This window comes from Nocardioides sp. WG-D5, from assembly GCF_054031175.1.
On the sequence record NZ_CM132928.1, the window covers coordinates 3,747,303 to 3,771,299 of the forward strand.

The following is a 23,997-nucleotide window of genomic DNA, read 5'->3' on the forward strand; positions in this document are numbered from 1 at the left end:
CTCGCCGACGGGCGTCTGGCCGTTACATCACCTGGCGCAACTCCTCGATCAGCTCGCCCTGCCTATCCTGCTTCGAGTCCGTCACTCTGGGGGTTCGGCGTTCCATGCGGCGTCGATGTCGTCAGGAGTCATGCCTGGGCGAAGGTAGGCGGCGACGGAAGCATCCTTGTTGAGGAGTACGACGCGACCCTCCGTTGTCTCGGGAACCAGGGCGCTGGCCCAGGCTGCAAACTCGAGCTGTTGGCTGTGGTTGCCATCGGTGGACAACATGCCGTCGCCGAGGTCGAAGATCTGGAAGCGTTCGCTGCCGGTAGTGATACGTAGTGTCAGCTCATCATCGAGGTCGATGACCTCAACGTTCGGCCATTGACGGCGAGCTGCCGCCAGGAGCGTGTCCCGAGAGGGCGTGAGCACGCCGTCGGGTGAGTAGACGATTGCGCCGTCAGTCATCGCCGAGACTCTCCGTTTCTTCAGATGGCTGGATGTCCACGGTCAGGTCTACATCTTCCCCGAGCATGCGGCGGGCACGCGCCCCGAGAAACTCGCCGGCGAGGTCGGTATTGGTGACGATTCGGATTCGTGAGACCGGGTTGGCGGTGTCTCGCACGACACGGGAGTAGCGCTTCATCTCGCGGTCGAAGTCTCGCAGCAGGAAGTCAGGGCGTTTGCCTTCGTACATGGATTTCGGACTGCCAGGTTTGAGGACGTACTTCGCATCGACTGCGACGACGTCGTCTGGATCGACGTGAAGCCCGTCCGCCACGATCTCGGTCTTTCCGAAGTCGGCTTGCAGACGGATGGTGTCAGACCCGGCGTGCTTTCGCTGGAAGTCGTACGCCGGGCCGGATCCTCGTTCGGGAGTCGCGATACCGGGTCGGGATGTCCATTCACGCACCCACTCGTCCCGAGCTCCTTGGTCGGTCCAGATTGCTCGGATCGCCTTCGAGCCCGTCGCCGGGATCGCAGGCACTTCGGCCGCCGTGCTGGTGATGGCGTTTGTGGTCGGATCTGAGGCAGTCGACATCGCCCCAGAAGGTTCGGGCATCGAGGGGCGGGTTTCGATCTGCTGACGTGGGGCAGGTCCAGCAGCCTCCATCACCGCGGGCCGTACGCGCGGTTGTCCAGGGATAGGGGCGGCTGGCGGAGCAGGCTCGCGATAGGGCGAGCGCTGGCGACGCCAGCCGGTCATTGTTCCCCAGGCGAACCCGGCTGCGCCCCAGATGTGGCCGACCCCGTAGGCGGCGGGGCGTGTGAACCGCCAGGCGAGGTAGGTGAGGACTGCGCAGATGGCGAGCTTGAGGGCGTAGTGAACCTGAGCGCTGGTCAGGACTGCGCTGAAGAACCGGAGCAGACACAGGGCGACAACGAAATAGATCGGCCCCATGACCAGCGGACCGATCACGCGATGCAGCCAGCCCACGGCGAGGTCGCGAGTGCGGTCGAACATGAACAGGATCCCGGCCGCCGGCGCGAACGGGACGATGAGGCGGATGAGCACGAACGCGAGCAGGATCGCCAGCCCGGCGATCAGCAGGTAGCCGCAGGTCACGACTACCGCGACCAGGTTGACGAGACCCGCGGTGGCGCGCTGACCCCAGTGCTCGCCTTTGAAGTATTCGTACGCGACCGAGTCCTCACGGTCGATCTGACCGGCGATCGTCTTGAACGAGTCCTGCTTCTCCTCGACGATCGCCTTGCCCTCACCCTCGGGGTCGGACCGGTAGCTCTCGTACTCGTCGAAGGTGAAGTGGGTTGCCCGGAACAAGTCAGGTCCGTACTCGCGTGCGGTCGCGGAGTCGGCATCGCCCAGGGCGCCGGTGAGCCAGGTGCGGTACTGGGTGGAGCGTACGACCTCGTCCATCTGGCCGTTGATCGCAGCCACCGCAGGATCCTCGCCCGGCGCCGGATGGTCCTCGAACCCGGTGGCGATCAGTGTGACCGCGTTGCGTACGCCGTCATCGACCAGGCGGACCGACTCGGCGGGGTAGGAGATCAGCAGGGACGTCCCAAGAAGTACGACACCAGCCCATGCGACCGCGGTCGCGGATCCGGCGATGTGCCCGGTGCGTGCGCGCCAGATCGCGGTCGCCGCGACAAGGAGCACGGCGATGGTGATCCATGGGCGCCAGACCCCGTCGGTGACGGCGCGGGTGGCGTCGACGACCGGGTTGTCGAGGGCCTGGACCGGAGAGTCTGGGTCGACGACGGCAGCCAGCAGCGCGTGGGTCCAGTTCGGCATCGTGCCGGAGACCTGCAGCAGGATGTTCCCGATCGCCGTCCCCGCTCCGGCGACGAACTGGCCGGTGCAGCCGTTGTCGTAGGTCCACAGCTGCGGGGTCGTGCCGTAGGTCGACTCGAGGGTCACGCCGTCGTCGTCGAAAGGATCAGCGTCCTTCGGGCTCTCCCCGAGCTGGACGATCCACGATCCTGCCCCGTGAGGGGAGGCAGGGATGGGCGCATCGTCGTTGTTGCATGCGAGATCGGCCGCGTGAGCCGGCGAACCGCCCACGACCGACCCGATGACGACGAAGGTCAGGGCGAGCAGAGCCACGAGCAGACGCGATCGCCTGCCCTTTCGGCGTACTCGAAGCGGTGCCCGACCGCCCAACCCATGTCCCCCGATGCTCCCGAAACCTGACAGCAGTTTCGCCCACGGTGCCGAGGGCTGCCACCGTTTAGCTTCTCGAGCGGCGATTGCCCCGGTGTAGAGCTCGTTGGCGAGATCGCCGTCGTTGCTCTGGAGCCCGCGAGGACGGGCGGGTCGTTCTCGGGCTGGAGCCGAACTCGTCGGCCGGACAGGGCCGCAGCCGGGGATCGGCCGGTGACGATCGTCTGAAACGTCAGCATCTCTCGGTGAGGGCAACTATGTTTGCTGTTTGGACCACGCTGCCGCTCTTCCCCTTCAGGAGAACCGCTTTATGAATCCGGATTTCGTCCGGCAGATGCTGATCGACCGTATGCGCCGTCGCGGCGAGACACTCGACGTCGCGGCCCGATCGGCGGCGGAGGGTCTCGGTGTTCCTGTCGCCACTCTCCGGCCAGCGATCGACAGTATTCGGGCCGACATCGATCAGAATCAGTTGCTCGACACGCCGACCGGCGTGGTGGATCGGCAAACTGAGGATGAGGCGCGGCTTGCCGCTTGGTACTCGGGGCCAGAGGACGGGGACGAGTTCTGGCCACGACTGCGGGAACATCTCAGTTCAGGCTCGATGAGCGATGTCCTCGATGAGATCGATAAAGCCTCGACGAAGGTAGTTGCTCAACTGAGCAACCCGAACGTGATGCGTCTCAAGAAGCGTGGCATGGTCGTTGGATACGTGCAGTCGGGGAAGACGGCGAACTACACAGCTGTCATGGCCAAGGCGGCTGACGCAGGATTCAAACTGTTCATCGTGCTTGCTGGGCTGCACAATAATCTGCGTCGGCAAACCCAGGTCCGGCTGTCAAAGGACCTCGTCGACGACAGTTGGGCTGGCCTAACGACCAACGACGCGGACTTCGGGAACGTGATCAACGGCGCCGCGATGCTCAAGCGCGGGGTGCATGCGGTGGCGGTGGTCAAGAAGAACCCGACCCGCCTCAAGAAGCTTCGAAACTGGTTGCATGATATCCCACCCGACATCCGCGCGCGGGTTCCGGTTCTTCTACTTGACGACGAGGCCGATCAGGCTACTCCGAACTCAGCAACCGGTCGGCAGCAGCGTACAGCAATCAACAAGCTGCTGCGGGAAATCTGGGGCGAGATTCCCACGGGGACTTATCTCGGCTATACAGCGACACCGTTCGCGAACATCTTCATGGACCCCAACGATGAGACCGAGCTCTACCCATCGGACTTCATCCTAGATTTGCCCAGACCGGAGGCTTACTTCGGTGCTGAAAGGGTCTTCGGTCGGGAGCCGGTCGATGACGACGACGCGCCCGACAGCGGTCTGGACATGATTCGCGACATCCCGCAACTGGATGCAGATGCTTTGCGCCCCCCGTCGTCGAAGGATGCCCGCTCTGACTTCGATCCTGAGGTACCAAAGTCGTTGATTGATGCCGTCGTTTGGTTCCTCGTGGCGACGGCGATTCGCCGTGCCCGCGGTCAGGTGGCAGCACACAGTTCGATGCTCATTCACACGACGCACTACACGGACCCGCACTTTGCGATGCGTGACCGCATCGCGGCGCTTGTGAGTCAACTTCACGATGAGTGGTCAAGGTCGCGGACGGTCCGGTTCGAGTCGAGTTTCGCGAGCGAGGCGACCCGGGTCAGGGAGGTAGCGACTAGGCCACTGCCTGGATGGGACCTCGTCGCGGGCTCGCTGGGGGAGGTGCTCGATAGTGTTCGGGTCGTCGTGGACAACGGAAGCTCTGAGGACCGGCTGGATTACGAGAAGACTGACGAGCAGGGACAGTCCCTCCCCGAGACCGTCATCGCGATCGGTGGCGGCACCCTGTCGCGGGGACTTACGTTGGAGGGCTTGGTTGTCTCCTACTTCACGCGCACATCGAATACCTACGACACGCTCCTCCAGATGGGACGTTGGTTCGGGTACCGACCGGGATATGAGGACCTGCCGCGGATCTGGATGCAGGAGTCACTTGCTGAAGAGTTTCGGTTCTTGGCGCTCGTCGAGGAAGAGATCCGGCTCGACATGCGTCACATGGAACGGATGGGCGTTACCCCGAAGGAGATGGGTGTGCGGGTCCGTTCCCACCCGGGGCGGCTCTCGATAGTGGCACGCAACAAGATGCAGCATGCTGACGTCGTACGCGTGTCGTTCAGCGGACAACGGCTACAGACGTTCATGTTCGACCCGGGACAAACGATGGCGCAGCGGAACATCAAGGCAACCCGGACTTTCATTCAGAGGTGCATGGAAGTCGCAGATCCGGTCCGTCCGCGTAATTCGAAGCGTTGGCACTTCGCCGACGTGCCTCGCGAAGTAGTGACCGAGTACCTGGGGGCCTACGCCTTCCATCCGGATCAGGTCTCACTCGGCGCCGACCTCATGACTGGATGGATCGAGAAAGCTGCGCCCGAAGCTCTATGGAACGTGGTCGTCATCGGCCAGTCGCGGGCTCAGCGGCGGTCGACAGGTGAGGTCATTGACCTCGGATCGGTCGACCTTGGTCTGGATGAACCAGTTCCGGCAGTCAACCGTGCCCCGCTGGTGAAGTCGACGCCAGGCGTGGCGAACATCAAAGCGCTTCTCTCGCACCAGGACTGGTTCAGGGACCTAGACCCCGCCGTTGTAAGTCAACTATCGGCGGAGGCGAGGAAGGTCCCGCAGAGCGTCCGCAGGGAACATGCCGACGGTAGGGGCTTGATCATCGTTTACCCCGTGAGCAAGGATTCCGAGCCGATGGGCAGAGGCGAAACCAAAGCGAAGAGTCGCCGACGGATGAATGCTGAAGAGCATCTAGTCGGCCTTGGGGTCATCTTCCCAGACGTCGACCGCGACGGAGTCGCCTCGGAAGGCACCTACTACTCGGTGCACCCCGACTGGGAGGTTGAGGTGACTGAGGATGAGGACCTGCCACGAGACACCGAGCCCGGAGCTCAAGTCGACGGTGCAACTGCCGGTGCGGGGGACAACTGATGATCGACGTCTCCGAAACTTTCGTGCTGCTGGGCAATGGACCCCGACCTGAGGCCGAGACCAAGATCCTCACGCGGCCGCTCGGCATCAGTTTCGGCGATCGGGGAGTCCTCGTCGGGATCGACAGCCTTGGGCAGAAGCACCTGCTCGTGCCAGCTCGATCCGAGAACATTTCTTCGGACCGAACCAGCCAAGGTGTCGTGCTGGGGGAACGCACCGTCACCATCGGCGGCAACAATATCTCGTACGCGGATCTCTATTGCACGATTCCGAGACTCGGGTTGGTGTTTGAACGCTTGGTCTCGGACGTGGTCGTTCGGCTGGAGACCGCACCAGCCAAGCCTGTTCAGACGCTTCGACAAGCTCTTGAGGATTGGCGCTCACTTCTTCGTGCGGCGAGCCGTGACGTAGACCGCGACACGATCGTCGGGCTCGTCGGAGAGTTGGAGTTCCTGCGGCTATTGGTGCCGCATGACCCCTACGCCGCACTTGCGTCATGGCGTGGACCTAACAAGTCGGTGCACGACTTCGTTCGGGGCGGTTCCGAGATCGAGGTCAAGACGACTGCATCGGTCGACGGGACATACGTCTCTATCTCGAACATCGACCAGTTGGATCCGTCCTTGGTCGAGCAACTGCATTTGGTCGTCGTTCATGCGCGGGAGGACGAGTCCGCTCCTTCGCTAGACGAGAGGATCGATGCCCTCCTTCTCTCCGGGATGTCGCGCAGCGAGCTGTTGGGCAAGGTCAAGGAAGCGGGCTATGTATACGAGTCGGATCCGATCGTGAACACGCGGTATGCCGTCCGGACCGTCCGTGCTTGGCGTGTTGGTCAGAACTTTCCCGGAATCCGGTCCTCGGATCTGAGTGAAGAACGCCGACGCGGCGTGAGTCGGCTCAGATACGACCTTGTACTTGACAGTGCCCCGCCCAGGATGGGCGCCATGGAGTTCGGTAATTTGTTGGCGTCCTGGTTGCAGGGGTCCTAATGGGCGTGGACACGGCACCGCTCAGTTGGTTTCCTAAGCAGTTCGACGCCGGCGCGATCAACGGCGAAGGCGCGAAGAAGCTGCTAGGTACGCCTGCTGTCTCTCCGGCGGATGTTCTCGTTCGAGAGATGGCGCAGAACAGTTGGGACGCACGTGGCGATGCTGCGGAGATCGCGTTCACGATGAATCTTCGAAAACTGAGCCCGGCGGTCGTCTCAGTGCTTCGCGAGCAAGTGTTCACCGGCGCCGCCACCGGAACCGGCCTGCGCGAGCTTTTAACCCGCCCTGAGGTCTGGGCGTTGGAGATTTCAGACCGGGGAACCGTTGGACTGGGGGGACCTATTCGAAACGACTTGGCGGTCACTCCTGGCGTGAGCACGAACTTCATCGATCTTGTCTTCAACGTCGGGTCCACGAAGAGCGACCCGCACGCTGGTGGGAACTATGGCTTCGGTAAAACGATCTCCTACTCCGTGAGTGAGGTCGGAGCCGTGCTCATCTGGTCCCGGTGTCGAGACGAAGCCGAGGTTCAGGATCGCCTCATCGGTTCCGCGATTGGTGAGGCCTTCGACCGGGGCGGCAAGCGATACACCGGCCGCCACTGGTGGGGGCGTGCGATCGATGGTGATCGCGTGGAGCCCATTCTCGGGCGAGAGGCGTCCACAGTCGGAAGCGATGTGTTCAGTCACGGCTTCAATGATGGTGCCACCGGCACTAGTCAACTCGTCCTTAGCCCAGTTCTCGGCGGCGTTGACCGCGAGGCGGATGTGGATATGCTTGTCAAGGCCACCCTGTACAATCTCTGGCCGAAGTTGCTAAGGGATCAGCGGGATCGGTCGCGGATGAACATCCGAATCCAGATCGACGGTGCGGAAGTGCCGGTACCCGCGGTTGAGACTCATCCAGTCCTTTCAGGTTATGCGGACTGTTTGCAAGCGGTGCGGGCGGCACAAGCAGGATGGCCCACGCCGACCGCTGCCTGGAAAGTGGACGTCCATGAGATCCGTAGCCAGCGTCCGATCAAGCTGTTAGGTCATCTGGCCCTTACACGCTATCCGCTGGACGAGCGTGCCGCCGATGCAGCGGGGATTGATCCGGGGCGCGGAGTGACGATGATGCGCCACGAGGCAGAACTGGTGGTCACGACGTCGCTTCAACAGACGCTGACCACGGCGGGCTTCCAATGGGCAGGCGTGTTCAAACCCGTGAATGAGGTGGACGCGTCTTTCGCGAAGGCGGAGCCTCCCGCTCATGACGACTGGCTCACCCAACACATCAAGGATCCGAGGATGAAGCGGGACGTGAATATCTCGTTCACTCGGATGAAGGAGGCTGTCGACCAGTTCTTGGCACCTCCGTCCGCAGCGTCCCGGGACGTGGCGACGTCCGCGGCGGCCGTTGGGGACATGCTCGCCGGGATGCTTGCCGGCATCGAGGGCCCTGGTCCTTCAACTCGGACCCCTGAAGCCAAGGGCGGAGCTGGGAAGCGTGCGGCACGGCCTAGAGCAGTCGTGGAATCGGTCCAGCGGGAGCATGCGTCGCCTGGCTGGAGGCGGACGACGCTTACCCTGACAGCCGAAGACCTTCCAGCCGTAGGCGCGACGGTCCGGGTCACCCTCAGAGTGGGAATCGACGGGGGAAGCGAGGAAGGCGACGACGTCATTCGAGTGGTTGGTTGGAGCGACTCAACCGCCGGAAACGACCGAACCTTCCTCCCCGGAGCGAAATCGCACTTCGTCTATGAATCTCGCGAAGACCTCGCGATCGACGTGGATGCGAGTGTGGTGAACGAGCCGGTATGACGAAGCTCCGCCTCTACCCACATCGCGTCGTCCCGGACAGGGCACTGATCTGGCGCGGCTGGTGGCGCATGAATGGCAGTGCAAAGGAACCATTGCCCTATCTGATGGATGGCTGGGACTACGCCAAAGATGAGACCATCGGTCTGACCTTGGACCTGGACCCGAGCGAGGTGCTCACGTCGACCGGTCTCGGCTCGCTCGACCAAGTCGAGGTCGTCGTGATCGCTGAATGCCGCGAGGTCCTCCGACGCTTCGTCGTCAGACAGCGCATGAGCAACACTCACAATGGACCGGTCGATCTTTCACTAACGATTCCCGCGGGCGAAGCCGCCCACAAACTGGATCTGTCAGCCCACCTCGTTCTCGCCTCCACATGGGAGCCGACCGGTTTCGACGTGCCACGCGTCAAGGGTGCTCGGTTGGCCACGAGCCAGCGCATCTCGGTCGTGCTCGAGGGGGATGCTTCCCGGTTCCCGACTGAGGCTGTCCCTTTCTCGACACTGGGCATGGAGCAGGCACCGTGGACCGTGACTCGGACGTTCTACGATCTGAACGACTCGTTCATGGGCGGTGTTCGGCTCTTCGTCAACACTGAACATCCCATCGGAAGGCGTGCGTTAGATCCTGCAACGGCGTCCTCGGTCAAGGGCTTCCTCCAAGCAGACATTCTGCGGACTCTCATCGCAGAGGTTGCCCGATCTGAGGAGGAAGTACGTCAGGAGTACATCGAGGGTTCCGTGGGGGACGTCCTCGGCGGAATGTGTCTGCTCTTCCTTCAGCGGAGTTTGGAGGTCGCGGTGCAAACCCATCGCGAAGACCCCGCAAAGCTCGAACGCATCCTTCAGGCTGTACTGGAACCTTGGGCAGGGGTCTTCTGATGGGGCGATTCGCATACCCGCGCCTGCCGTTGTCAGCAGCTAGGGGCATCATCGACGAGCTCGCGTCTGTCAGCCGTGAACGAGGACTCTCGGGGCTTGCAGATGCTGCGGCTGCGGAGCATCCGAGGGCGGAGCCAGTGGCAACTGGAGCCACCATCGCTACTGCGGAGCGGATCCGTGTCGTCCGCGACGAAGTGTTGGGTGCGGTCTCGCCTTGGTACCAGAACGGAAAGCTCAGTCGTTCGGCAGTCAGTCTGTTCGACAACGCTCTCGGTGCAGCGCTTCATGACAGTCTGCAGATCCTTCCTGCCGATGCTGCGCATGAAGGGACGTGGAGCTTCTTGTCCCTAGTCGTGCTGCCGGACGTGGTGGTACTGCGGTTCCCAGACATGCATGAGGACCGCCTCGTCGGCACTGGAAGGAACGCGCTGAGACGACCTTGGCAGCGACAGGATCTCCTTGCCGATCTCATGCAGGGATCCAGCAGGCCACTTGGCGAGGACGAGCTTGTCGGATTGTTCGAGCGCACCGCGCTTGTCCGGAATCGCGCTCTCGCCCGCCGTTTGGCGGTTGCAGTGATGTCCTATTCGGGTGACGAGGCGAGGTCAGAGTGGGCCCGAAGGCTTTACAAGCGCGTCACCTTCTTGACCGGGCCACGGATGTTGGACGTGCTCGACGACGCCGAGCTCGATGAGCTGATCAAGAGTGCGTGAGCAGTAGCGTCACAGGGTTCGGCGTTGAAAATAGAGCTGGACGATCCGGGTTGCTGCGGTCGACGGATCTTCGTGTTCCCAGACTCGGATGACGGCATTGCCGGCAGCCTCGAGCCGACCGGTTGTGTCTAGATCCCGCTCTCTATTGCTGGCGACCTTGGCCGTCCAGAACTCGCGTCGAGTCTTCGGCACAACGAAGTGTTCGCTGCAACCATGCCAGAAGCATCCGTCCACGAAAACGTACAGACCCACCCGCGTGAAAACGATGTCAGCCCGCCGACGCCGGTCGAACGGAAGCGGAACATCGACTCGAAATCGCAGCCCGGCCGAGTGGAGAGCCCGCCGCAACGCCATCTCGGGGCCCGTGTCTCGCGAGCGGTTCGCCCGCATCGTCGCTGCCGCGGCTGGCGAGACCGGCGGCACGATCGCAGAGGATGCCGTGCCTGTCGGTCCATCCCGGTAACGTTCCTCAGACACGTGTTCGGGTGACCGACTTTGAGGTCTCGTACGTGTCATCATCGCAGTGTAGGAGGAGATGCCTGGTGGTAATGAGTCGATCGTACGATGTGGCACCGTCGGCAGCGCGGCTGACCCAGTCGTTGCGCGACATTGGCTACAACTTCCACACTGCGATCGCGGACATCGTCGACAACTCTGTCGCAGCAGGTGCGACGCACATCAACGTGGAGACGGTCTTCGAACCGAATGGGTCGTATGTGCTCATCTCCGACGATGGCTCCGGCATGAACCAGACCGAAGCTGTCGAAGCCTTGCGCTTCGGGACCAGGCGGGGCTACGAGCTCAACGAGCTGGGCCGATTCGGGTTGGGCCTCAAGACCGGTTCGTTCTCTCAGTGCCGACGGTTGACTGTCGTCTCTCGTAGCCACCGAGGCAAGCCTGATATCCACGTCGTCACCCTCGATCTCAATCGTGTCGCACGTGACGACTCGTGGGCTGTTCTGGCGGATGAGAGCTCGCCAGCGATCGAGCGTGCGATCGACAAGCTCCAAGAGGCGCCGGGGACTGTTGTCGTGTGGGAAGACCTTGACCGAGTGCTTCCGGACCGTTATGCGGAGAACGGTTGGGGCCGCCGGCGGCTCGGTAGCCTTGCGTCTAAGACCAGCGAGCACCTCGCGATGGTGTTCCACCGCTTCATAGAGGGAACTGTTGCGAACCGCAACGAGATGGTAATGGCGGTGAATGGCGAGAAACTTAAGCCTTGGAACCCGTTTGCACTCTCGGAGCCGGAGACGAAAGCGCTGCCTCAGCAGCGATTCGAGATCGAAGCCGATGGCGGATCCTCGTCGGTAAAATTCCGCGGATACATTCTGCCTGCCCGTGATCGGTTCTCATCCTCCGATGAGTTCGACCGGATGTCGGGCCCGCTGAAGTGGAACCGGCAGCAGGGCCTCTATATCTATCGGGCCGATCGTCTGGTGCAGCACGGCGGCTGGTCGGGGATTCGAGGAATCGACGAGCACACGAAGCTCGCTCGTGCGTCGATCGACTTCGACACGAATCTCGATGAGGTTTTCCAGATCAACGTCGCGAAGATGAAGGTCGAACTTCCGCCGTCGCTCAAGCAGATGCTTGAGCGACCTGTGCATGAACTCTCGGTCCTTGCCAACGACGCCTACCGACGCTCGGCGAATGCAGGTGACCGTAAGGAGGCCTCGAAGTCCGCTGCTTCCCAGGTCGCCCTGCATGAGGTCGGCGTGGCGCTCAAAGCGGCTCTGCTTGAAGAGAATGGACTGCCCTCGTTCAAGATCGCCGTTGACACGCTACGGCGACGAAACCCCGACTTAGCGGACGCGCTGGGTCTGTAGACGTTCTCGGGCGGAGTCGTCGAAGTTGCGGCGGCACGACATGGCGAGCGGACAACCGCCACAATTGGGGGCCTTCGGTGTGCAGGTCCGCTGGCCGAGTTCGATCAGAGCGAGCTGGGCAGCCCGACTGGCTTCGGAGTTACCGATCAGCCGCGCGATTGCGATACGTCCATCGCTGTTGCGGTTGCGCAGCCATCCCTCGTTGCCTTGGAAGAATCGCCCCGCAACCCTCAGCGCTCCGGCTGTGGCGATGACGGGTTCCTCCTCGTCGGACTGCACCACCATCGAGAGCTCAGCTATCCCGTTGGGGACGAGCTTGTCCTGGACGAGGATCTGGAGTTCGGTATCGGGGATCGTCGAATCGACGCCATGTTCCACCAATGTGTCAGCCATCGCCAGCAATGTGTCAGCAGCCTGCGCGCGGTCGATCCATTCGCAGATCTCGCGGATCGTCTCGTCCGAATCCAAGACCTGTTGGGGCCGTTCCAAACCTGCTACTAGGGGCCAAAGAGCCCGCTTGACCACATCACTCTCGCCGCCGAGCAGCGTCTCGCCAACTAGGACCTTCCACCGCGATCCCGAGGTGATCCAGGGGTCAAACTCCTCGAGGTGGGCTTCGATCCAGGCGGCAAGAGCGTTACGGGTCCAAGAGCTTGGGACCGCCTTCACACCCGAGTCAGCGTTGAGCGCTTCGACGACCGTCCGACCGACTGCACGTCCGAGGAACGGCGGGACAGCGTTACCGATCTGCCGGAACGCTGACGTCGGTGATCCAGCGAATCTGAAGTCGTCCGGAAATGTCTGGATCCTTGCAGCCTCTCGGACAGTGAGCGTCCGGTTCTCCCTTGGGTGGATGTACCAATAGCCGTCCTTCGCGATATGCGCCGTGATGGTCCTAGACAGGTCGTCGCCGTCCAAGCGCTTGTACTTGTCATCGAAGATGTCGTCGCGATACCGCTTGAGGTTTTCAGGCAGCTCGGAGTACTTGGTCTTCGTGTCCAGATGCTCGAAAGCCTCGAGGTCGTCGTCGCGGACTTTGCGGGTGACGTGGTCGTACACGCGGAAGCGATGAAGGTTGGAGACCCCGCTCCGCATCTCACGCTGGAAGCTCGTTGTGGGGCCGCTGTACGGCTTGTACTCAGTTCTGGTCGTCTCAGCCTGCCAGCCGGCCTTCGGGTCGACGCTGGGCAGATCGGAGATGGCATTGCTCAGTGTTACACGTTCCTCAGTCGGCTCTGGCCACGTGAAGTCCGAGCCGCTCTTCAACGCGACAAGGATCAGTCGCTGCCGAAACTGAGGCACACCATATGAGGATGTCTCGACCACGCGCTCCTGCACGGCGTATCCGGCGTCCTCCAGCTCCTGCACGATGCTTCGGAGGATGAACATCTCGCGGTCCAGTGCCATATCCGGCACGTTCTCCATGATCACCGCACGCGGCTGCGCGGTGTGGATGATCTCCAAGTAGGAACGCCACAGGTCGCGTCGCTGGTCGTGCGGCTCTCGCATCCCTTCCCGGACCAAGTGACGCATCTTGGAGCGACCTGCCTTGGAGAAGGGCTGGCACGGCGGGCCGCCGGCGATAACGTCGATCTCGACAGACCGGAGGATCTTTCCCACACGATCGACGTTGGTCGGGTCGCCGAGATCCCAGTCGACAGCCATGCCGCCGAAGTGGTGAGCGTGGGTCTCTAACGCGTCTGCGTCGAAGTCAGCGCCGAAAACGACACGCATGCCAGCGTCTTCGAGTCCGAGACTCATACCCCCAGCTCCTGAGAACAGATCTGCAGCGAGCAGCGTTCCAGGTTGCTTTGAGCGAAGCGCTCGACAGTGGTCTACGAGCCGGTCGGCATCGTCGACGTGCTCAGCATGGGGCGCCAGCTTCAGGGGCATCCCCCGGTCGAAGACTGCGGGCTGACTCGGAATTCGTTCGCTCATGTGTTCACCTCGGGAGCAGTCTACGGATCTCGGACGCGTCGACGTGATCGCCGCTGTCGGTGTCGCGGGCAAGTCTGGATCAGTACGCGAAGATGTGTGCGCTGAGGACGTCCACCTCGCGACGCGTATCGCCGAAGAACGCTCCGAGGCGGCGGGCGACGGTCTGGAACGGTCGTTCCCGGGGAGACCCGTCCTCCCGCCAGTTGTTGCGAGGGACCAAGAGGAACAGGTGTTGGGCGTCGACGGCGATGTGCGCCTTCCACATGTCCTTGAGGTCATGGTTGTTCGTCGTCGCACCGCCGCGCTCGACCTCTGCGATGATGCCGCGGCCAGCTCCGAGCTGAAAGAAGAAGTCCGGTCGAGCCTTCGTCACGAAGCCTGCCTGCGGAGTCAGGACGACCTCCTCCCTGAAGCCGAGCTCAAGACGAAGCAAACGGGCGAAGTGCGCCTGAATCTCCTGGCTCTTGGCGCCGTGTACGTGGATCGCGGCGATCTCATCCTTTGTCGCCTCGATGTGTGCGAGGAGATCTTGAGCGAGTTCATCTACCTTCTTCATCTCCGCGGCATGATGCAGTGGCACCAATGTCCCCACATGCCGCGCATAGCCCTCCACGTCGGCGAGCTTCGCAGCTCATCCGCGAAGAAGCTAGTCCACGATCGTCATCTTCGCGACACGCTCAGTCTCGATTAAGGGCGCGCACAGTGGCAGAACCGCGCATGCCTGTTGCCCTACCGGATCCTCGGTGGGATGTGACCGCAACATCGCTCGTTCTGTGGCGGGCTCGCCACCGTTGTCCTAGCGTGGAAGAAGGATCTTCGAGAGGGATTTCATGGCTCGTATCAGGACGCTCGATCCAGGGACGCAGAATGTGCGCCCACACACGTCAGAAGTGGACTGCTTCTATCAGACAGTCGACGGTCCACGGAATGAGCGGCTGCTGCACCTCACGACGTTCGGTTCGGATTCACGCGAGAGCGCGCCGAAGAGCAGTCAGTCAATACAGGTCGACCGGGCCATCGCTGAGCAGCTTATGGAAGTGCTTCGAAAGACCTTCCCCGGTCTCTGACGCTCGTGGGTTCATCTACGCTGACCTCATGACCACGGGGCCGCGCCGGGCGACGGTGAAGGATGTCGCGGCGCTTGCGGGGGTGTCGCCGATGACGGTGTCGAACGTGATGAACGAGACCGTGTTCGTACGTCCCTACACCCGCGAGAGGGTGCTGGCGGCGGTGGAGGAGCTGGGGTTCGTACCGAACCTGCGTGCCCGAAGCCTGCGGAACGGAAGGACCGGGGTGATCGCGCTGGCGCTGCCGGATCTGGCGACGGCGTTCTCGGCGGATGTCGTGCACCGGGTGGTGCAGGTGGCGCACGAGCGCGGGATGGTGGTGCAGATCGAGGAGACGGCGGCGGAGCCGAAGCGGGAGTACGACTTGGTCTCGCGGGCCCGGGAGCACCAGATCGACGGGCTGATCCTCAACCCGATCCGGCTCAAGGACAGCATCATCGTCCACCGACGACCAGTTGCCGCCGGTGTGCTGATCGGGGAGGTCGGGCAGCGCAAGGTCGATCGGGTGCTGATCGACAGCCGCGGCAGGCCGGGTATGAGGTGACGAAGCACCTGCTCGAGCGCGGCGCGCGACGGTGTTCTCGTCAGCCTTCTTTCTGAGTTTCTCGAGATGTTGGTTTAGGACATCCGATTCTGGGTATGAGAGTCCGTGACCACCCGTTCTCGACTGGAAGCAGACGATGGCCCACCACATAGCAGGAGCGATCTGATGAGGGCGCCAGAAGCGATCCCGTTCCGCGGCCGCGCGAAGTGGGGTGAGGTTGCGGGCAACGTGTTGTTGGCGGCGCTCGGTTCTCTGCTTGCTTGGGTTGCGTTCTCGCAGGTCCCCGCGAACGTGCTCCCGGTGCGCGTTGCTGCCTGGTTCACGCTGTTCGCGGTCGTGATCACCCTCGTCTTGGTCGTGGCGTTGGTCGTGACGAGACAGTTGCCGACGGTCGAACCGCATGTCCACGATGGCAAGGCCGGATTCGAGGTTCATGCATGGCGGGGGGACTGGTGGCACGCGGTCGGGCTCGACCTGGGACTGGGGACGGCGGGAGTCGTGATCTGTGTCCTGGCGGTTCGCGCTGGCAGCGACTGGCTCCTTGGAGCTCTGGTTGTCGGAACGCTTGGCGCATGGTTCCTGATTCGTGCGCTGCTTGCTGTGGTTGGCAGGCGTCGCAACGAGGCGCTCGTGATTTTGGATGGCTACGTCATTCATCGCACCCCGGCCGGCTGGTCCGGTTGTCCTGGGAGCTCTGTTCGGGTGGTGCGTGGCAGGGGGAATGCCGTGGTGCTGGTCTTGGAGTCACCCGCGGTGGTGACCGAGTGTCCGGCGCTGTGGCGAGGAAGCCGCAGGATCGCGACGGATTCGATGGTTGTCCGCTGTTCAATGATGGGACACACCGCCGAGGCGCTTGCGGACTGGCTTCAGGATGCATTGGGGTTGAACGCCGGCGGCGAGCCACAGCAGCCCCGTCGTGGGCGGTGACGTGTTGTGGAATTCACATCTCTATCGGGAGGGTTTGGCCATGGTTGACAACGAGTCCAGTGCGGAAACATCGGAGAACCGGACTGAGTTTCCGCCGCTCGTGTACGTGCCCACGACAAGCGAGGACGACCCGGCAACACGCAGGATCCTCATGCACAAGGTGGAGGACGGACGTACGGCTCTCTACACGTACTCGGCGATCGACCGGCTCCATCGCTATTACTTGCCGAAGGCGCCATGGGTGGTCTGTGATGTGCCAGCACTCCAGCGCGTGCATGACGAGACGCCTTACGACCTGTTGTTCCTCGATGTCGACCCAGGTCTCCGCGACTGGGAGAAGGACGGGGTCTCATGAGTGTCGATGTCGAGCTGAATGTGCTCAGCGATATCGCCAGTGGTCTGGACGACGGCGCGGAAGGGTTGGAGGGCCTGGCGAGCGGGGTTCCCAGCGGTATCGATGCTGGTCCGATGACCGCGGTGATCACCAGCATGTTGAGCCAGATCGTCGACAGCGCTGGCAACGTGTCGACGTCGATGTCCGGCGCGGCTGATGCGGTCCGTTTGTGCCGCCGCTACTACGAACGTGCAGACGCCGACGCTGAGGCTGGCCTCAGCGACATCAAAAAGGTGATGGGCAATTGAGCATCGACACCGAGATCCAAGGAAACCCGGCGCACGTGGAGAGTGCCGCGAACTGGGTCAAGGGCAAGCTCGCTTCCAAGATCGGAGATGCCGCCGGCAAGCTGAACGACTCCCGACGGAACGCGGACGGGTCGTGGAACTCGGACGCGGGTGATGAGTTCGTCGACATGATGTCTCGGGCGCGCGACAAGACCGAGGACCTGGAGAAGGCCGCGAAGAAGATGGCTGGAGACCTCGAGGACTTCGGCGAGAAGCTGCGCAGATGCCAGGACCAGATGGAGGACGTACGGCGTGACGCGCGGGATGCACACCTTGTCGTGTCTGGCTTTCTCGTCCAAGACCCTGGGCCGCCGCCAGTTGAGCCGCCTGGAAGTTTCACCGGGACACCTGAGCAGGTGTCGCAGTATGAGAAGGACGTGAAGGCGTACAACGATCACCTGGACAAGGTCATCGCGTACAGCGACGCCAAGGCAGAGGCTGCTCGCATCGACCGGCAATACGCGACGGCGTGCAAGGCCCTTCAAGAGGAATATGCGCTCAACCAGCATGCGGCCTGGATCCTGAACGCTGCGGACGTGCTCGGTGCCGCCGCGGCAGGTGCGATTGGCGTGAACGTCGCCGCGAAGCAGTCGAAGCTCCACGGCCGGGCGCAGGCCCTTGTCGATGAGACGAAGCAGGCCATCCGAGATCTCCAAGCGCATCCGGAGCGCTACATGAAGAGGAAGTGGCTCTTCTTCGAAACCCTCGATGAGACGAAGCTCAGGGCAGATCAGCTTGCCCTCGAGGGGAAGCTCGACAAGGCAGAGAAGCTTCTCGACGACGCAGCGAAACTCGACGGAGGGAAGATCCCGAAGTTCCTCGGACGTGCCGGCAAGGTGCTTGGTCCCCTTGGACTCGGCCTTGGTCTGTACAACGACTACCAAGAGGGTGAAACGGGGACGCAGATCGTCGTGTCGCAAGGCGTTTCTGCAGGACTTGGAGTCGCAGCAGGCGCCGGCGCAACCATCGCCACCGGCGCTATCGTAGGGGCGACGGTCGGCTCGGTGGTTCCTGGCCTGGGCACCGCAGTTGGTGCAGTTGTCGGCACGGCTGTCGGTGCCGGAATAGCGATCTTCGCCGATGGGGCGATCGATTCACTCTTCGAAAACGGGCCCGATGTGGGCAAGGCGCTGGAGGAAGGCGGGAAGGCTTTGGCTGACACAGGCGAAGCCATCGGAGACGGAGTGTCAGGAGCAGTGAAGGCCGTTGGCGGGTGGTTCGACTGAGTTCGCCCCAAGCCCCCGGCCCGGTTGGCAGTGCCCTTGCGGTTTTCTCCGGGTTGGCGTCGTTGGGGATCGGCGCTGTGGTCCTGAGGAACTACCACGATGAGCCTTTCATCATCGTGTGGTCGTCGCTCCCCATCGTGCTCGGTCTGATCGTTCTGATCTCCTGCGTCGGCTTGATTCTCGCCAAGCGTTCAAGGAAACCGGCTCACCCTGCCCGCGACACTGTCCTCGACAACGAGCCCGCGCGGTTCCTGCCTCGAAGGGCACACCGAGGCAGTGTCGTCAGCAACATCGTGCTCGTCCTGCTTGGTGGTTGGTTTCTGGTGATGGGCGTCGTCGGAGCAGTCGAGGAGAACTGGCTCTGGCCGGTGCTCGCGGCCTTCCCAGCGGCGTACTTCTTGGGTTTCCCTGTCCTGCGTGCTGTCGGTCTGTTCCGGCTTGGTGGCGTATGGCTGACGCCTACGAGGATCGTGAACGAGCAGTTCGGGCTGCGCAGCGAGATTGCGTTCAGCGATGTGGACACGGCGATGCCTCGCGTCGACGACGTCCGTGTGGTGCCAGCTGATCCGTCCGCGATCCACCACACGCGGCGGACGCCGCGACTGTGGTGTGCCCGTTTGGTTCCTGGAGAGATGCTCATTCTCGACGGTATCGAGGGTGGCATCGACGGGCTGGCTGCCGAGATCCGTAAGCGCGCCGAGGTCGCTCATGACGGCGGTCAGCGTCGGCGCCGTAGGTTGTGGGGGCAGCGGTGATGACGCTGGACCCTGCGACCGTGAGGTAGCGCCGGACGACGGTGAAGGATGTCGCGACGCTTGCGGGGGTGCGGGCGAGCACGACGCGGTAGCTCGGCGTGGCGGTCTAGTGAGCGGTCCGGCGGCCGTGCGCGATCCACACGCCGACGAGGATGCCCAGCAGGTAGCCGATACCTGCGCCGATGAGGAGCGCCGTGCTCATCGGGTGAGTGGCCTTCGGGACTTCATGTTTCCATTGGCGCTCGTGATCGAGTCGTGGTCGATCTGCGTCGGAACGTATCCACCGAATCGGGGATGCGGGGATCGCCTTCCGTTGCCGTTTGGCCTGGGCTGACGTGATCATGCGTGGCTGGGATCCGTCGGCGCGAGCGGGTTTCGCGGAGTGTCATCGTCTAGTAAAAGACCCGATTGCCGATCGGCTCGGGTGCGTCGTGGAGGTTTACGTTGGCCGTCAGTGAGAGCGGACTCCTTCGGCTGGCGGAGCAGCTACGGGAGAAAACCGGCAGCAGATTTCTGCTCGGCGTCGTCGGGCCGCCGGGGGCGGGGAAGTCGACGTTGGCGGAGCGGCTGCGGGACGTACTGAATGAGGGCGGGCATGTCGCGGTGGTGGCGCCGATGGACGGGTTCCACCGGAGCAACGCGGAGCTGGACGCGATGGGGGCGAGGGCGCGGAAGGGGGAGCCGGACACTTTTGATGCCGAGGGGTACGTGGCCGCCTTGCGACAGGTGCGGGGTCAGGAACGGGTTGAGTGGCCGACGTTCAGCCGGGTCACCGACGAGCCAGTGCCTGGTGGGGTGGTCATCGAGGACAAGTCGATCGTGATCACCGAGGGCAACTACCTGCTGCTGGAGGAGGGGCCGTGGCGGGACGTACGTGGTCTGCTCGATGAGGTCTGGTTCATCGATGTTCCGGACGAGGTCCTGGTGCCGAGGCTGCTCGAGCGGTTCCTCGCCGGCGGGAAGTCGCGGGAGGAGGCGGAGGCGAAGATCGCAGCGAGCGATCTGCGCAACGCCGCGCTGGTGCGGGCGACACGTGATCGGGCAGATCGGGTGCTGTGATGATCAGCCTTCGGAGGCGACGCAGTCGACGAGGAAGGACATCAGCTCGGTGGCGTCGTCGGTGGTGACCAGAGTGTCGAGGGCGTGGTCGAGTTCGAGGCGCCGGACGTGGGGGACGGTGATGGGGTCGAAGCCGTTCGAGATCAGGATGCCGGTCATCATCAACAGGGCGGTGCGCTTGTTGCCGGCGGTGTAGAACCGGGTGCGGGCGGCGGAGCAGAAGTAGATCAGCGCCTGGAGTCGAGGGTCGTCGGTCTCGGCGACGCGCTCCCGCAGCGCCGCGAAGCGGGTCCGGAGCAGCTCGCTGCCACCGCGGCGGAGGGTGCCCTCGCCGCGGAATCTTCCGGCGTCGGGCGACTCATGACGGGCGACGATGCGGTTGAGGCGGTCGGACGTTGATTTGTCGATATGGAACCTGCCGTAGCCGACCAGGTCGCGGAGCGTGCCGTACGCCTCGCTGAGCGCCAGCACCTGCCGCTCCTCCCCGGCCGGGTGGTCTCCGACGGTGATGCCGGCGAGGAGGGTGCGCACCTCGGAAAGGGTGAAGCTGTTGCCCTCGAGCCGCGCGGCGTGCCAGACCAGCTCGGGGAGGTGTGCGCGGAACCGACGCCAGGCCCGCTCGGTGTCGCCGGGGAGCATCCGAGAGGTGTCGATCTCGGTCCACCAGACGCCGGTATCGCGCACCTGGTCCTCGCGGTCGGCGACCACGCGGTAGGTGTCGTCCGTGGCCGGCTTGCGGGCGGCGTACGTCTCGGGGTCCGGTGCCCAGCGAGGCTGCTTCGTCACCATGTCCGGATCTCCTCGCGGGCTCGGTCCGCGGCGTCGCCGCCGACGGAGAGGGCGTCGATGGCGATCTGGATCGGGGCGGCGTAGACGACGCGGTCGCGCTCGAACGTACCGAGGAACAGGTCCGGTTCGGCGGCGGCGACGACCACGGTGGCACCGTCGGGGGCGGACGCCGGGCGGAGGGGCCCGCCGACGAGAACGGGTGCGAGAGCGCTCGGGTCCTCGCACCACATCACCGAGATCGCAGGGACGGCCTCGTCGAAGGACGGCAGGTCCAGCCCCGCCGCACCGGAGAGCGCCCACCGTTGTCCCGACGCGTCGCCGGCGGAGGCGAGCCGGCCGATGGTGGTCTCCCCGCTGAGTCGGACGGCCTCCGGCCGGTGCAGTACGCCGGAGGCCCGCGCGGCCGCCTCGACGATCTCGACCGGGTCGCCGTCGGCCCAGGCGTCGAGCCGGCCGGCCCAATGCTCGATGTCAGGAGCAACTTCGGTCGGATACAGCGGATCGAGGATCGTGCGCGCTCCCGCCGCGGCCGCCGGCGTCGCCAGCGGAGCGGCGCTCAGCACGAGCCCGGCGCCGCAGGCCGTGGTGATGGTGTCGAGCGTGTCGACCGATGGGCTGACCACGCCGTTGACGATCCGGTGAACGGTCGAGGCGGACACTCCGGCCCGCGCAGCCACCTGCCGAGCGCTGAGCCCCGAGCGCTCGATGCACTCCGCAACGAGGCGCCCGACGTCCTGTTCCATATATGCAACCCTAGTAAAGGATGTTGCATATATGGAACAGGCGTGCCGACGCACCTTCTTCTAAGGTGTCCGCCATGACGCGACCGATCACGCTGCTCGTCGAGGGGGAGTCGGACAAGGCTCTGGTGGAGGCGTTGGCGCCGCGCTACGGGGTGGAGCTGACCGAGCTCGGCATCGAGGTCGTCTCGATGAACGGCGCCGGCAACGCGGGCCGGTTCATCAAGGAGACGACGGCGGCGGGACACCGGGTCGGCGGGCTCTACGACGAGGCCGAGGAGCGCTTCGTCGCCAACGCGCTCGGCCGCCAGCTCGGTGAGGACCTCTCCGGGCAGGGGTTCTTCGCGTGCCGCCGCGACCTCGAGGACGAGATGATCCGGGCGATCGGTGCGGCGCGGATCGTCGAGATCCTGGAGGCCAACGGCGAGGGCGGCAAGTTCCGTACGCTGCAGAACCAGCCCGAGCACCGCGGCGAGGAAGTCGCCGACCAGCTGCACCGCTTCTTCGGCACCGCCTCGGGACGCAAGATCCGCTACGGCACGATCCTCGGCGAGGCCGTCGAGATCGAGGCGATCCCGGACCCGCTGGTGGGGCTCCTCACCTGGTGCTGGGGCTGAGTCACGGCTCCATGTCGTCGTGGACGACGACGCGGGAGAGCTCGATGGTGCCGTCGGGGCACTTCCAGAAGTGCAGCCGGCGGGCGCTGGGCGTGTGGATCTGCATCGAGACGCGGTAGCAGACCGCGCCGTCGGGACGTGACTGTGGCGCGGCATTACCCCCGGCAGACGTACGCAGCTGGTGCAGCTCGCGCCCGGTCGACTGCTCCGCGAGGCCGGTGAGCACCTCCATGACCACGTCGGCGATCTTGTCGACGGTGATGCCCTCGAGCGCGTCGACGCTGTCGAGGAACCGGTCGCCGATCGCGAACTCGGGCAGCGGGCGGGTGGGCTGCTCGCCGACCGGGATCCGGCGGGCCCAGGCGGCCTCGACCAGATGGCGGAAGCCGCGCTCGCGGTCGGCGAAGACGGGCAGGGCGACGTCGGGCGGCGCGGTGCGCTGCTTGGCTCGGCGCAGCTGGGAGCGCATCCGGGCCAGCTCGGCGTCGCGGGTCTCGACCTGCCGCGCCGCGCGGGCCAGGTCCTTGGCGAACTGCACGCGCTCGTTGCGCAGCCCCGAGACCTGGTCGCGGAGCTCGGCCAGCTCGGCCTCGAGATGGGCCTTCTCGGCCTTGATCGCGGTGACCTGCAGCGACATCGACTGCACCGCCGCCTTCTTCGCCGGCGCAGGCTCCTTCGCCGGCAACGGCTCAGGCGAGGGCGCAGGTGCGGGCCGGACCGCTCGGACCGGCTCGCCCCGGCGGCGCGGCATCATCGCCGGGCTCGGCACCGCCGGCCTGGGCGGCGCCTCGGGAACTGGCTCGGCGTCCGGCACGCTCTCGTCGGGCTCCGGAGCCGAGGGCACGGTCTCGACGTGCTCGACGATGGCGGGCGGCGGCGCATCCGGGTCGAGCCAGGGCGGGCCGCCGGCGTACAGGGAAAGGGCTTCGCGCGCGGTGTCGTGCTCGCGGACCTCGCGCAGCGACAGCCGCCACTTGGGGCCGGTCGCGAGGACGCGCGCGAGCACGACCTCACCAGGAGTGAGAAGCGCCGATAAATCGTCGTCGGGGTCGCCGGTCACGTCCGAGCGGAAGAGCTCGACGGTGACGTCGGGATGCAGGCGGAGGTCCGCGGAGCCGGCGAGGACGGAGCGCACCTGCGCGGGGACGACGTCCCCGGCGGCGTACGTCTTCAGTGCCTCGTCCGCGGTGGGGCGGCTCTCCCGGATGTCGAGCCAGCGTGACTTCTTCTCCAGGACGCCGTCGACGTGCATCCCGGGGGCGAGAACCCGCTCGATCGGCACCCCGGCCTGGGCGAGCTGGGGCGGGATCGACGCCATGTCGCCGCCGACGAGGTCGACCAGCGCGCGCTCGCTCATGATCGAGCGCACCGTGCCGGCACGGCGCTCCCGGGTGGACGCGGTGCGGGCGCTGTCGAAGAGGCCGGCGGCCGCGGCCATGTCGAGGGCGTCGTCGATGAGCTGTCCGGTGAGCTTCTTGCCCTCGGACTTGTTCCAGGCGAAGCGCAGCGGTGCCTGCTTCAGGTCGACGTTCCACCCCAGGCCGATCGGGTAGACCCGCCCGGCGCCGCCGTAGACCTGCGTGCCGGGTGTCATCTTGTTGGAGAAGGCCCAGGTGTGTCCGCCGGTCGTGACCAGGTAGAGCTCGGCGAGGTCGCCGATCTCGGCGGCGATCCGCTCCACGTCGGCGTAGGGATCGGTGTGTCCGGACGCGACGGTCACCACCACGGTCGGCTTGGTGCGGGTGTCGCCGTTGAGCAACGCCGCCAGCGCCTCGGCCTCGGACGTGTTCGTCACGCGCTTGATCGCAGACATGCCCCTCCTTTCACAAAAACGTACAGCGAACGGAAAGGG

General features: G+C 64.3%; 22 protein-coding genes. 14 read left to right on the top strand and 8 right to left on the bottom strand.

The genetic code is table 11. The annotated features are described in order from the left end of the window. Positions 1–81: 81 nt before the first annotated feature. Both ACWZJV_RS18240 and ACWZJV_RS18245 read right to left on the bottom strand, forming a co-directional pair. Entirely contained in the window at positions 82–450 is a 369-nt protein-coding gene (locus tag ACWZJV_RS18240; protein WP_457177658.1) for a hypothetical protein, read from the bottom strand. Then, positions 443–2,551, bottom strand: a complete 2,109-nt coding sequence (locus tag ACWZJV_RS18245) for a restriction endonuclease fold toxin-2 domain-containing protein (RefSeq protein ID WP_457177660.1) — start codon at positions 2,549–2,551, stop codon at positions 443–445. The genes ACWZJV_RS18240 and ACWZJV_RS18245 overlap by 8 nt, the downstream gene beginning before the upstream one ends. A 325-nt stretch (positions 2,552–2,876) precedes the next feature. Here ACWZJV_RS18245 and ACWZJV_RS18250 point away from each other — a divergent pair, with 325 nt between their 5' ends. From ACWZJV_RS18250 to ACWZJV_RS18270, 5 genes are all read left to right on the top strand, one after another. After that, on the top strand, positions 2,877–5,594 hold the full coding sequence (locus ACWZJV_RS18250) for a Z1 domain-containing protein (RefSeq protein ID WP_457177662.1): 2,718 nt from the start codon (positions 2,877–2,879) through the stop codon (positions 5,592–5,594). Then, a complete protein-coding gene (locus ACWZJV_RS18255) occupies positions 5,594–6,583 on the top strand; it encodes a PD-(D/E)XK motif protein (protein ID WP_457177664.1) in 990 nt (329 codons plus the stop codon). The genes ACWZJV_RS18250 and ACWZJV_RS18255 overlap by 1 nt, the downstream gene beginning before the upstream one ends. Before the next feature lie 5 nt (positions 6,584–6,588). After that, positions 6,589–8,385 carry a hypothetical protein gene (locus ACWZJV_RS18260; RefSeq protein WP_457177666.1) on the top strand — a complete coding sequence of 599 codons (1,797 nt, stop codon included), beginning with the start codon at positions 6,589–6,591 and terminating at the stop codon, positions 8,383–8,385. Next, the gene (locus ACWZJV_RS18265; protein ID WP_457177668.1) at positions 8,382–9,263 is read left to right on the top strand and encodes a hypothetical protein; all 882 of its coding nucleotides are present in this window, start codon (positions 8,382–8,384) and stop codon (positions 9,261–9,263) included. The genes ACWZJV_RS18260 and ACWZJV_RS18265 overlap by 4 nt, the downstream gene beginning before the upstream one ends. Before the next feature lie 137 nt (positions 9,264–9,400). Continuing rightward, on the top strand, positions 9,401–9,976 hold the full coding sequence (locus ACWZJV_RS18270) for a hypothetical protein (protein WP_457177670.1): 576 nt from the start codon (positions 9,401–9,403) through the stop codon (positions 9,974–9,976). A 9-nt stretch (positions 9,977–9,985) separates the two neighbouring features. Here the strand turns inward: ACWZJV_RS18270 and ACWZJV_RS18275 are convergent, their stop codons facing one another. Next, complete coding sequence (locus tag ACWZJV_RS18275) at positions 9,986–10,495, bottom strand: very short patch repair endonuclease (RefSeq protein ID WP_457177672.1); 510 nt, start codon at positions 10,493–10,495, stop codon at positions 9,986–9,988. A gap of 29 nt (positions 10,496–10,524) precedes the next feature. Here ACWZJV_RS18275 and ACWZJV_RS18280 point away from each other — a divergent pair, with 29 nt between their 5' ends. Further along, positions 10,525–11,802, top strand: a complete 1,278-nt coding sequence (locus tag ACWZJV_RS18280; RefSeq protein WP_457177673.1) for an ATP-binding protein — start codon at positions 10,525–10,527, stop codon at positions 11,800–11,802. Here the strand turns inward: ACWZJV_RS18280 and dcm are convergent. Both dcm and ACWZJV_RS18290 read right to left on the bottom strand, forming a co-directional pair. Continuing rightward, entirely contained in the window at positions 11,779–13,740 is a 1,962-nt protein-coding gene (dcm, locus tag ACWZJV_RS18285) for a DNA (cytosine-5-)-methyltransferase (protein WP_457177675.1), read from the bottom strand. The genes ACWZJV_RS18280 and dcm overlap by 24 nt on opposite strands. 79 nt (positions 13,741–13,819) lie before the next feature. Further along, a complete protein-coding gene (locus ACWZJV_RS18290; protein ID WP_457177677.1) occupies positions 13,820–14,296 on the bottom strand; it encodes a hypothetical protein in 477 nt (158 codons plus the stop codon). A gap of 539 nt (positions 14,297–14,835) precedes the next feature. Between ACWZJV_RS18290 and ACWZJV_RS18295 the strand changes: the two genes are divergently transcribed. The 7 genes from ACWZJV_RS18295 to ACWZJV_RS18325 all read left to right on the top strand — a co-directional run bounded on the left by ACWZJV_RS18295 (position 14,836) and on the right by ACWZJV_RS18325 (position 19,999). Beyond that, positions 14,836–15,351, top strand: a complete 516-nt coding sequence (locus tag ACWZJV_RS18295; RefSeq protein WP_457177678.1) for a LacI family DNA-binding transcriptional regulator — start codon at positions 14,836–14,838, stop codon at positions 15,349–15,351. 165 nt (positions 15,352–15,516) lie between these two features. Then, a complete protein-coding gene (locus ACWZJV_RS18300; protein WP_457177680.1) occupies positions 15,517–16,278 on the top strand; it encodes a hypothetical protein in 762 nt (253 codons plus the stop codon). Between the two features lie 40 nt (positions 16,279–16,318). Continuing rightward, on the top strand, positions 16,319–16,633 hold the full coding sequence (locus ACWZJV_RS18305; RefSeq protein ID WP_457177682.1) for an SAV_915 family protein: 315 nt from the start codon (positions 16,319–16,321) through the stop codon (positions 16,631–16,633). Beyond that, positions 16,630–16,920: a hypothetical protein gene (locus tag ACWZJV_RS18310; protein ID WP_457177684.1), complete on the top strand. Its 291-nt coding sequence runs from the start codon at positions 16,630–16,632 to the stop codon at positions 16,918–16,920. Before ACWZJV_RS18305 ends, ACWZJV_RS18310 begins: the two co-directional genes overlap by 4 nt. After that, a complete protein-coding gene (locus ACWZJV_RS18315) occupies positions 16,917–18,185 on the top strand; it encodes a WXG100 family type VII secretion target (protein ID WP_457177686.1) in 1,269 nt (422 codons plus the stop codon). Before ACWZJV_RS18310 ends, ACWZJV_RS18315 begins: the two co-directional genes overlap by 4 nt. A 77-nt stretch (positions 18,186–18,262) precedes the next feature. Then, a complete protein-coding gene (locus ACWZJV_RS18320; protein WP_457177688.1) occupies positions 18,263–18,940 on the top strand; it encodes a hypothetical protein in 678 nt (225 codons plus the stop codon). A gap of 444 nt (positions 18,941–19,384) precedes the next feature. Then, positions 19,385–19,999 carry a nucleoside/nucleotide kinase family protein gene (locus ACWZJV_RS18325; RefSeq protein ID WP_457177690.1) on the top strand — a complete coding sequence of 205 codons (615 nt, stop codon included), beginning with the start codon at positions 19,385–19,387 and terminating at the stop codon, positions 19,997–19,999. A 3-nt stretch (positions 20,000–20,002) separates the two neighbouring features. Here ACWZJV_RS18325 and ACWZJV_RS18330 read toward each other — a convergent pair whose 3' ends face one another. Next, on the bottom strand, positions 20,003–20,788 hold the full coding sequence (locus tag ACWZJV_RS18330; RefSeq protein WP_457177692.1) for a hypothetical protein: 786 nt from the start codon (positions 20,786–20,788) through the stop codon (positions 20,003–20,005). After that, positions 20,782–21,531: a helix-turn-helix domain-containing protein gene (locus ACWZJV_RS18335; protein ID WP_457177694.1), complete on the bottom strand. Its 750-nt coding sequence runs from the start codon at positions 21,529–21,531 to the stop codon at positions 20,782–20,784. Before ACWZJV_RS18335 ends, ACWZJV_RS18330 begins: the two co-directional genes overlap by 7 nt. 74 nt (positions 21,532–21,605) lie before the next feature. On the opposite strand from ACWZJV_RS18335, the gene ACWZJV_RS18340 reads away from it, so the two are divergent. After that, on the top strand, positions 21,606–22,145 hold the full coding sequence (locus tag ACWZJV_RS18340; protein WP_457177696.1) for a TOPRIM nucleotidyl transferase/hydrolase domain-containing protein: 540 nt from the start codon (positions 21,606–21,608) through the stop codon (positions 22,143–22,145). A gap of 1 nt (position 22,146) precedes the next feature. On the opposite strand, the gene ACWZJV_RS18345 is transcribed toward ACWZJV_RS18340, so the two are convergent. Next, positions 22,147–23,958: a hypothetical protein gene (locus ACWZJV_RS18345; protein WP_457177698.1), complete on the bottom strand. Its 1,812-nt coding sequence runs from the start codon at positions 23,956–23,958 to the stop codon at positions 22,147–22,149. Positions 23,959–23,997 lie beyond the last annotated feature (39 nt).

What these genes read in the sequence shown, in the direction of transcription:
- ACWZJV_RS18240 (WP_457177658.1), bottom strand. Translation starts at nt 450, where the DNA reads ATGACTGACGGCGCAATCGTCTACTCACCCGACGGCGTGCTCACGCCC.
- ACWZJV_RS18255 (WP_457177664.1), top strand. Translation starts at nt 5,594, where the DNA reads ATGATCGACGTCTCCGAAACTTTCGTGCTGCTGGGCAATGGACCCCGA.
- ACWZJV_RS18265 (WP_457177668.1), top strand. Translation starts at nt 8,382, where the DNA reads ATGACGAAGCTCCGCCTCTACCCACATCGCGTCGTCCCGGACAGGGCA.
- ACWZJV_RS18275 (WP_457177672.1), bottom strand. Translation starts at nt 10,495, where the DNA reads ATGATGACACGTACGAGACCTCAAAGTCGGTCACCCGAACACGTGTCT.
- ACWZJV_RS18280 (WP_457177673.1), top strand. Translation starts at nt 10,525, where the DNA reads ATGAGTCGATCGTACGATGTGGCACCGTCGGCAGCGCGGCTGACCCAG.
- dcm (WP_457177675.1), bottom strand. Translation starts at nt 13,740, where the DNA reads ATGAGCGAACGAATTCCGAGTCAGCCCGCAGTCTTCGACCGGGGGATG.
- ACWZJV_RS18290 (WP_457177677.1), bottom strand. Translation starts at nt 14,296, where the DNA reads ATGAAGAAGGTAGATGAACTCGCTCAAGATCTCCTCGCACACATCGAG.
- ACWZJV_RS18295 (WP_457177678.1), top strand. Translation starts at nt 14,836, where the DNA reads ATGACCACGGGGCCGCGCCGGGCGACGGTGAAGGATGTCGCGGCGCTT.
- ACWZJV_RS18300 (WP_457177680.1), top strand. Translation starts at nt 15,517, where the DNA reads ATGAGGGCGCCAGAAGCGATCCCGTTCCGCGGCCGCGCGAAGTGGGGT.
- ACWZJV_RS18305 (WP_457177682.1), top strand. Translation starts at nt 16,319, where the DNA reads ATGGTTGACAACGAGTCCAGTGCGGAAACATCGGAGAACCGGACTGAG.
- ACWZJV_RS18310 (WP_457177684.1), top strand. Translation starts at nt 16,630, where the DNA reads ATGAGTGTCGATGTCGAGCTGAATGTGCTCAGCGATATCGCCAGTGGT.
- ACWZJV_RS18330 (WP_457177692.1), bottom strand. Translation starts at nt 20,788, where the DNA reads ATGGTGACGAAGCAGCCTCGCTGGGCACCGGACCCCGAGACGTACGCC.
- ACWZJV_RS18335 (WP_457177694.1), bottom strand. Translation starts at nt 21,531, where the DNA reads ATGGAACAGGACGTCGGGCGCCTCGTTGCGGAGTGCATCGAGCGCTCG.
- ACWZJV_RS18340 (WP_457177696.1), top strand. Translation starts at nt 21,606, where the DNA reads ATGACGCGACCGATCACGCTGCTCGTCGAGGGGGAGTCGGACAAGGCT.
- ACWZJV_RS18345 (WP_457177698.1), bottom strand. Translation starts at nt 23,958, where the DNA reads ATGTCTGCGATCAAGCGCGTGACGAACACGTCCGAGGCCGAGGCGCTG.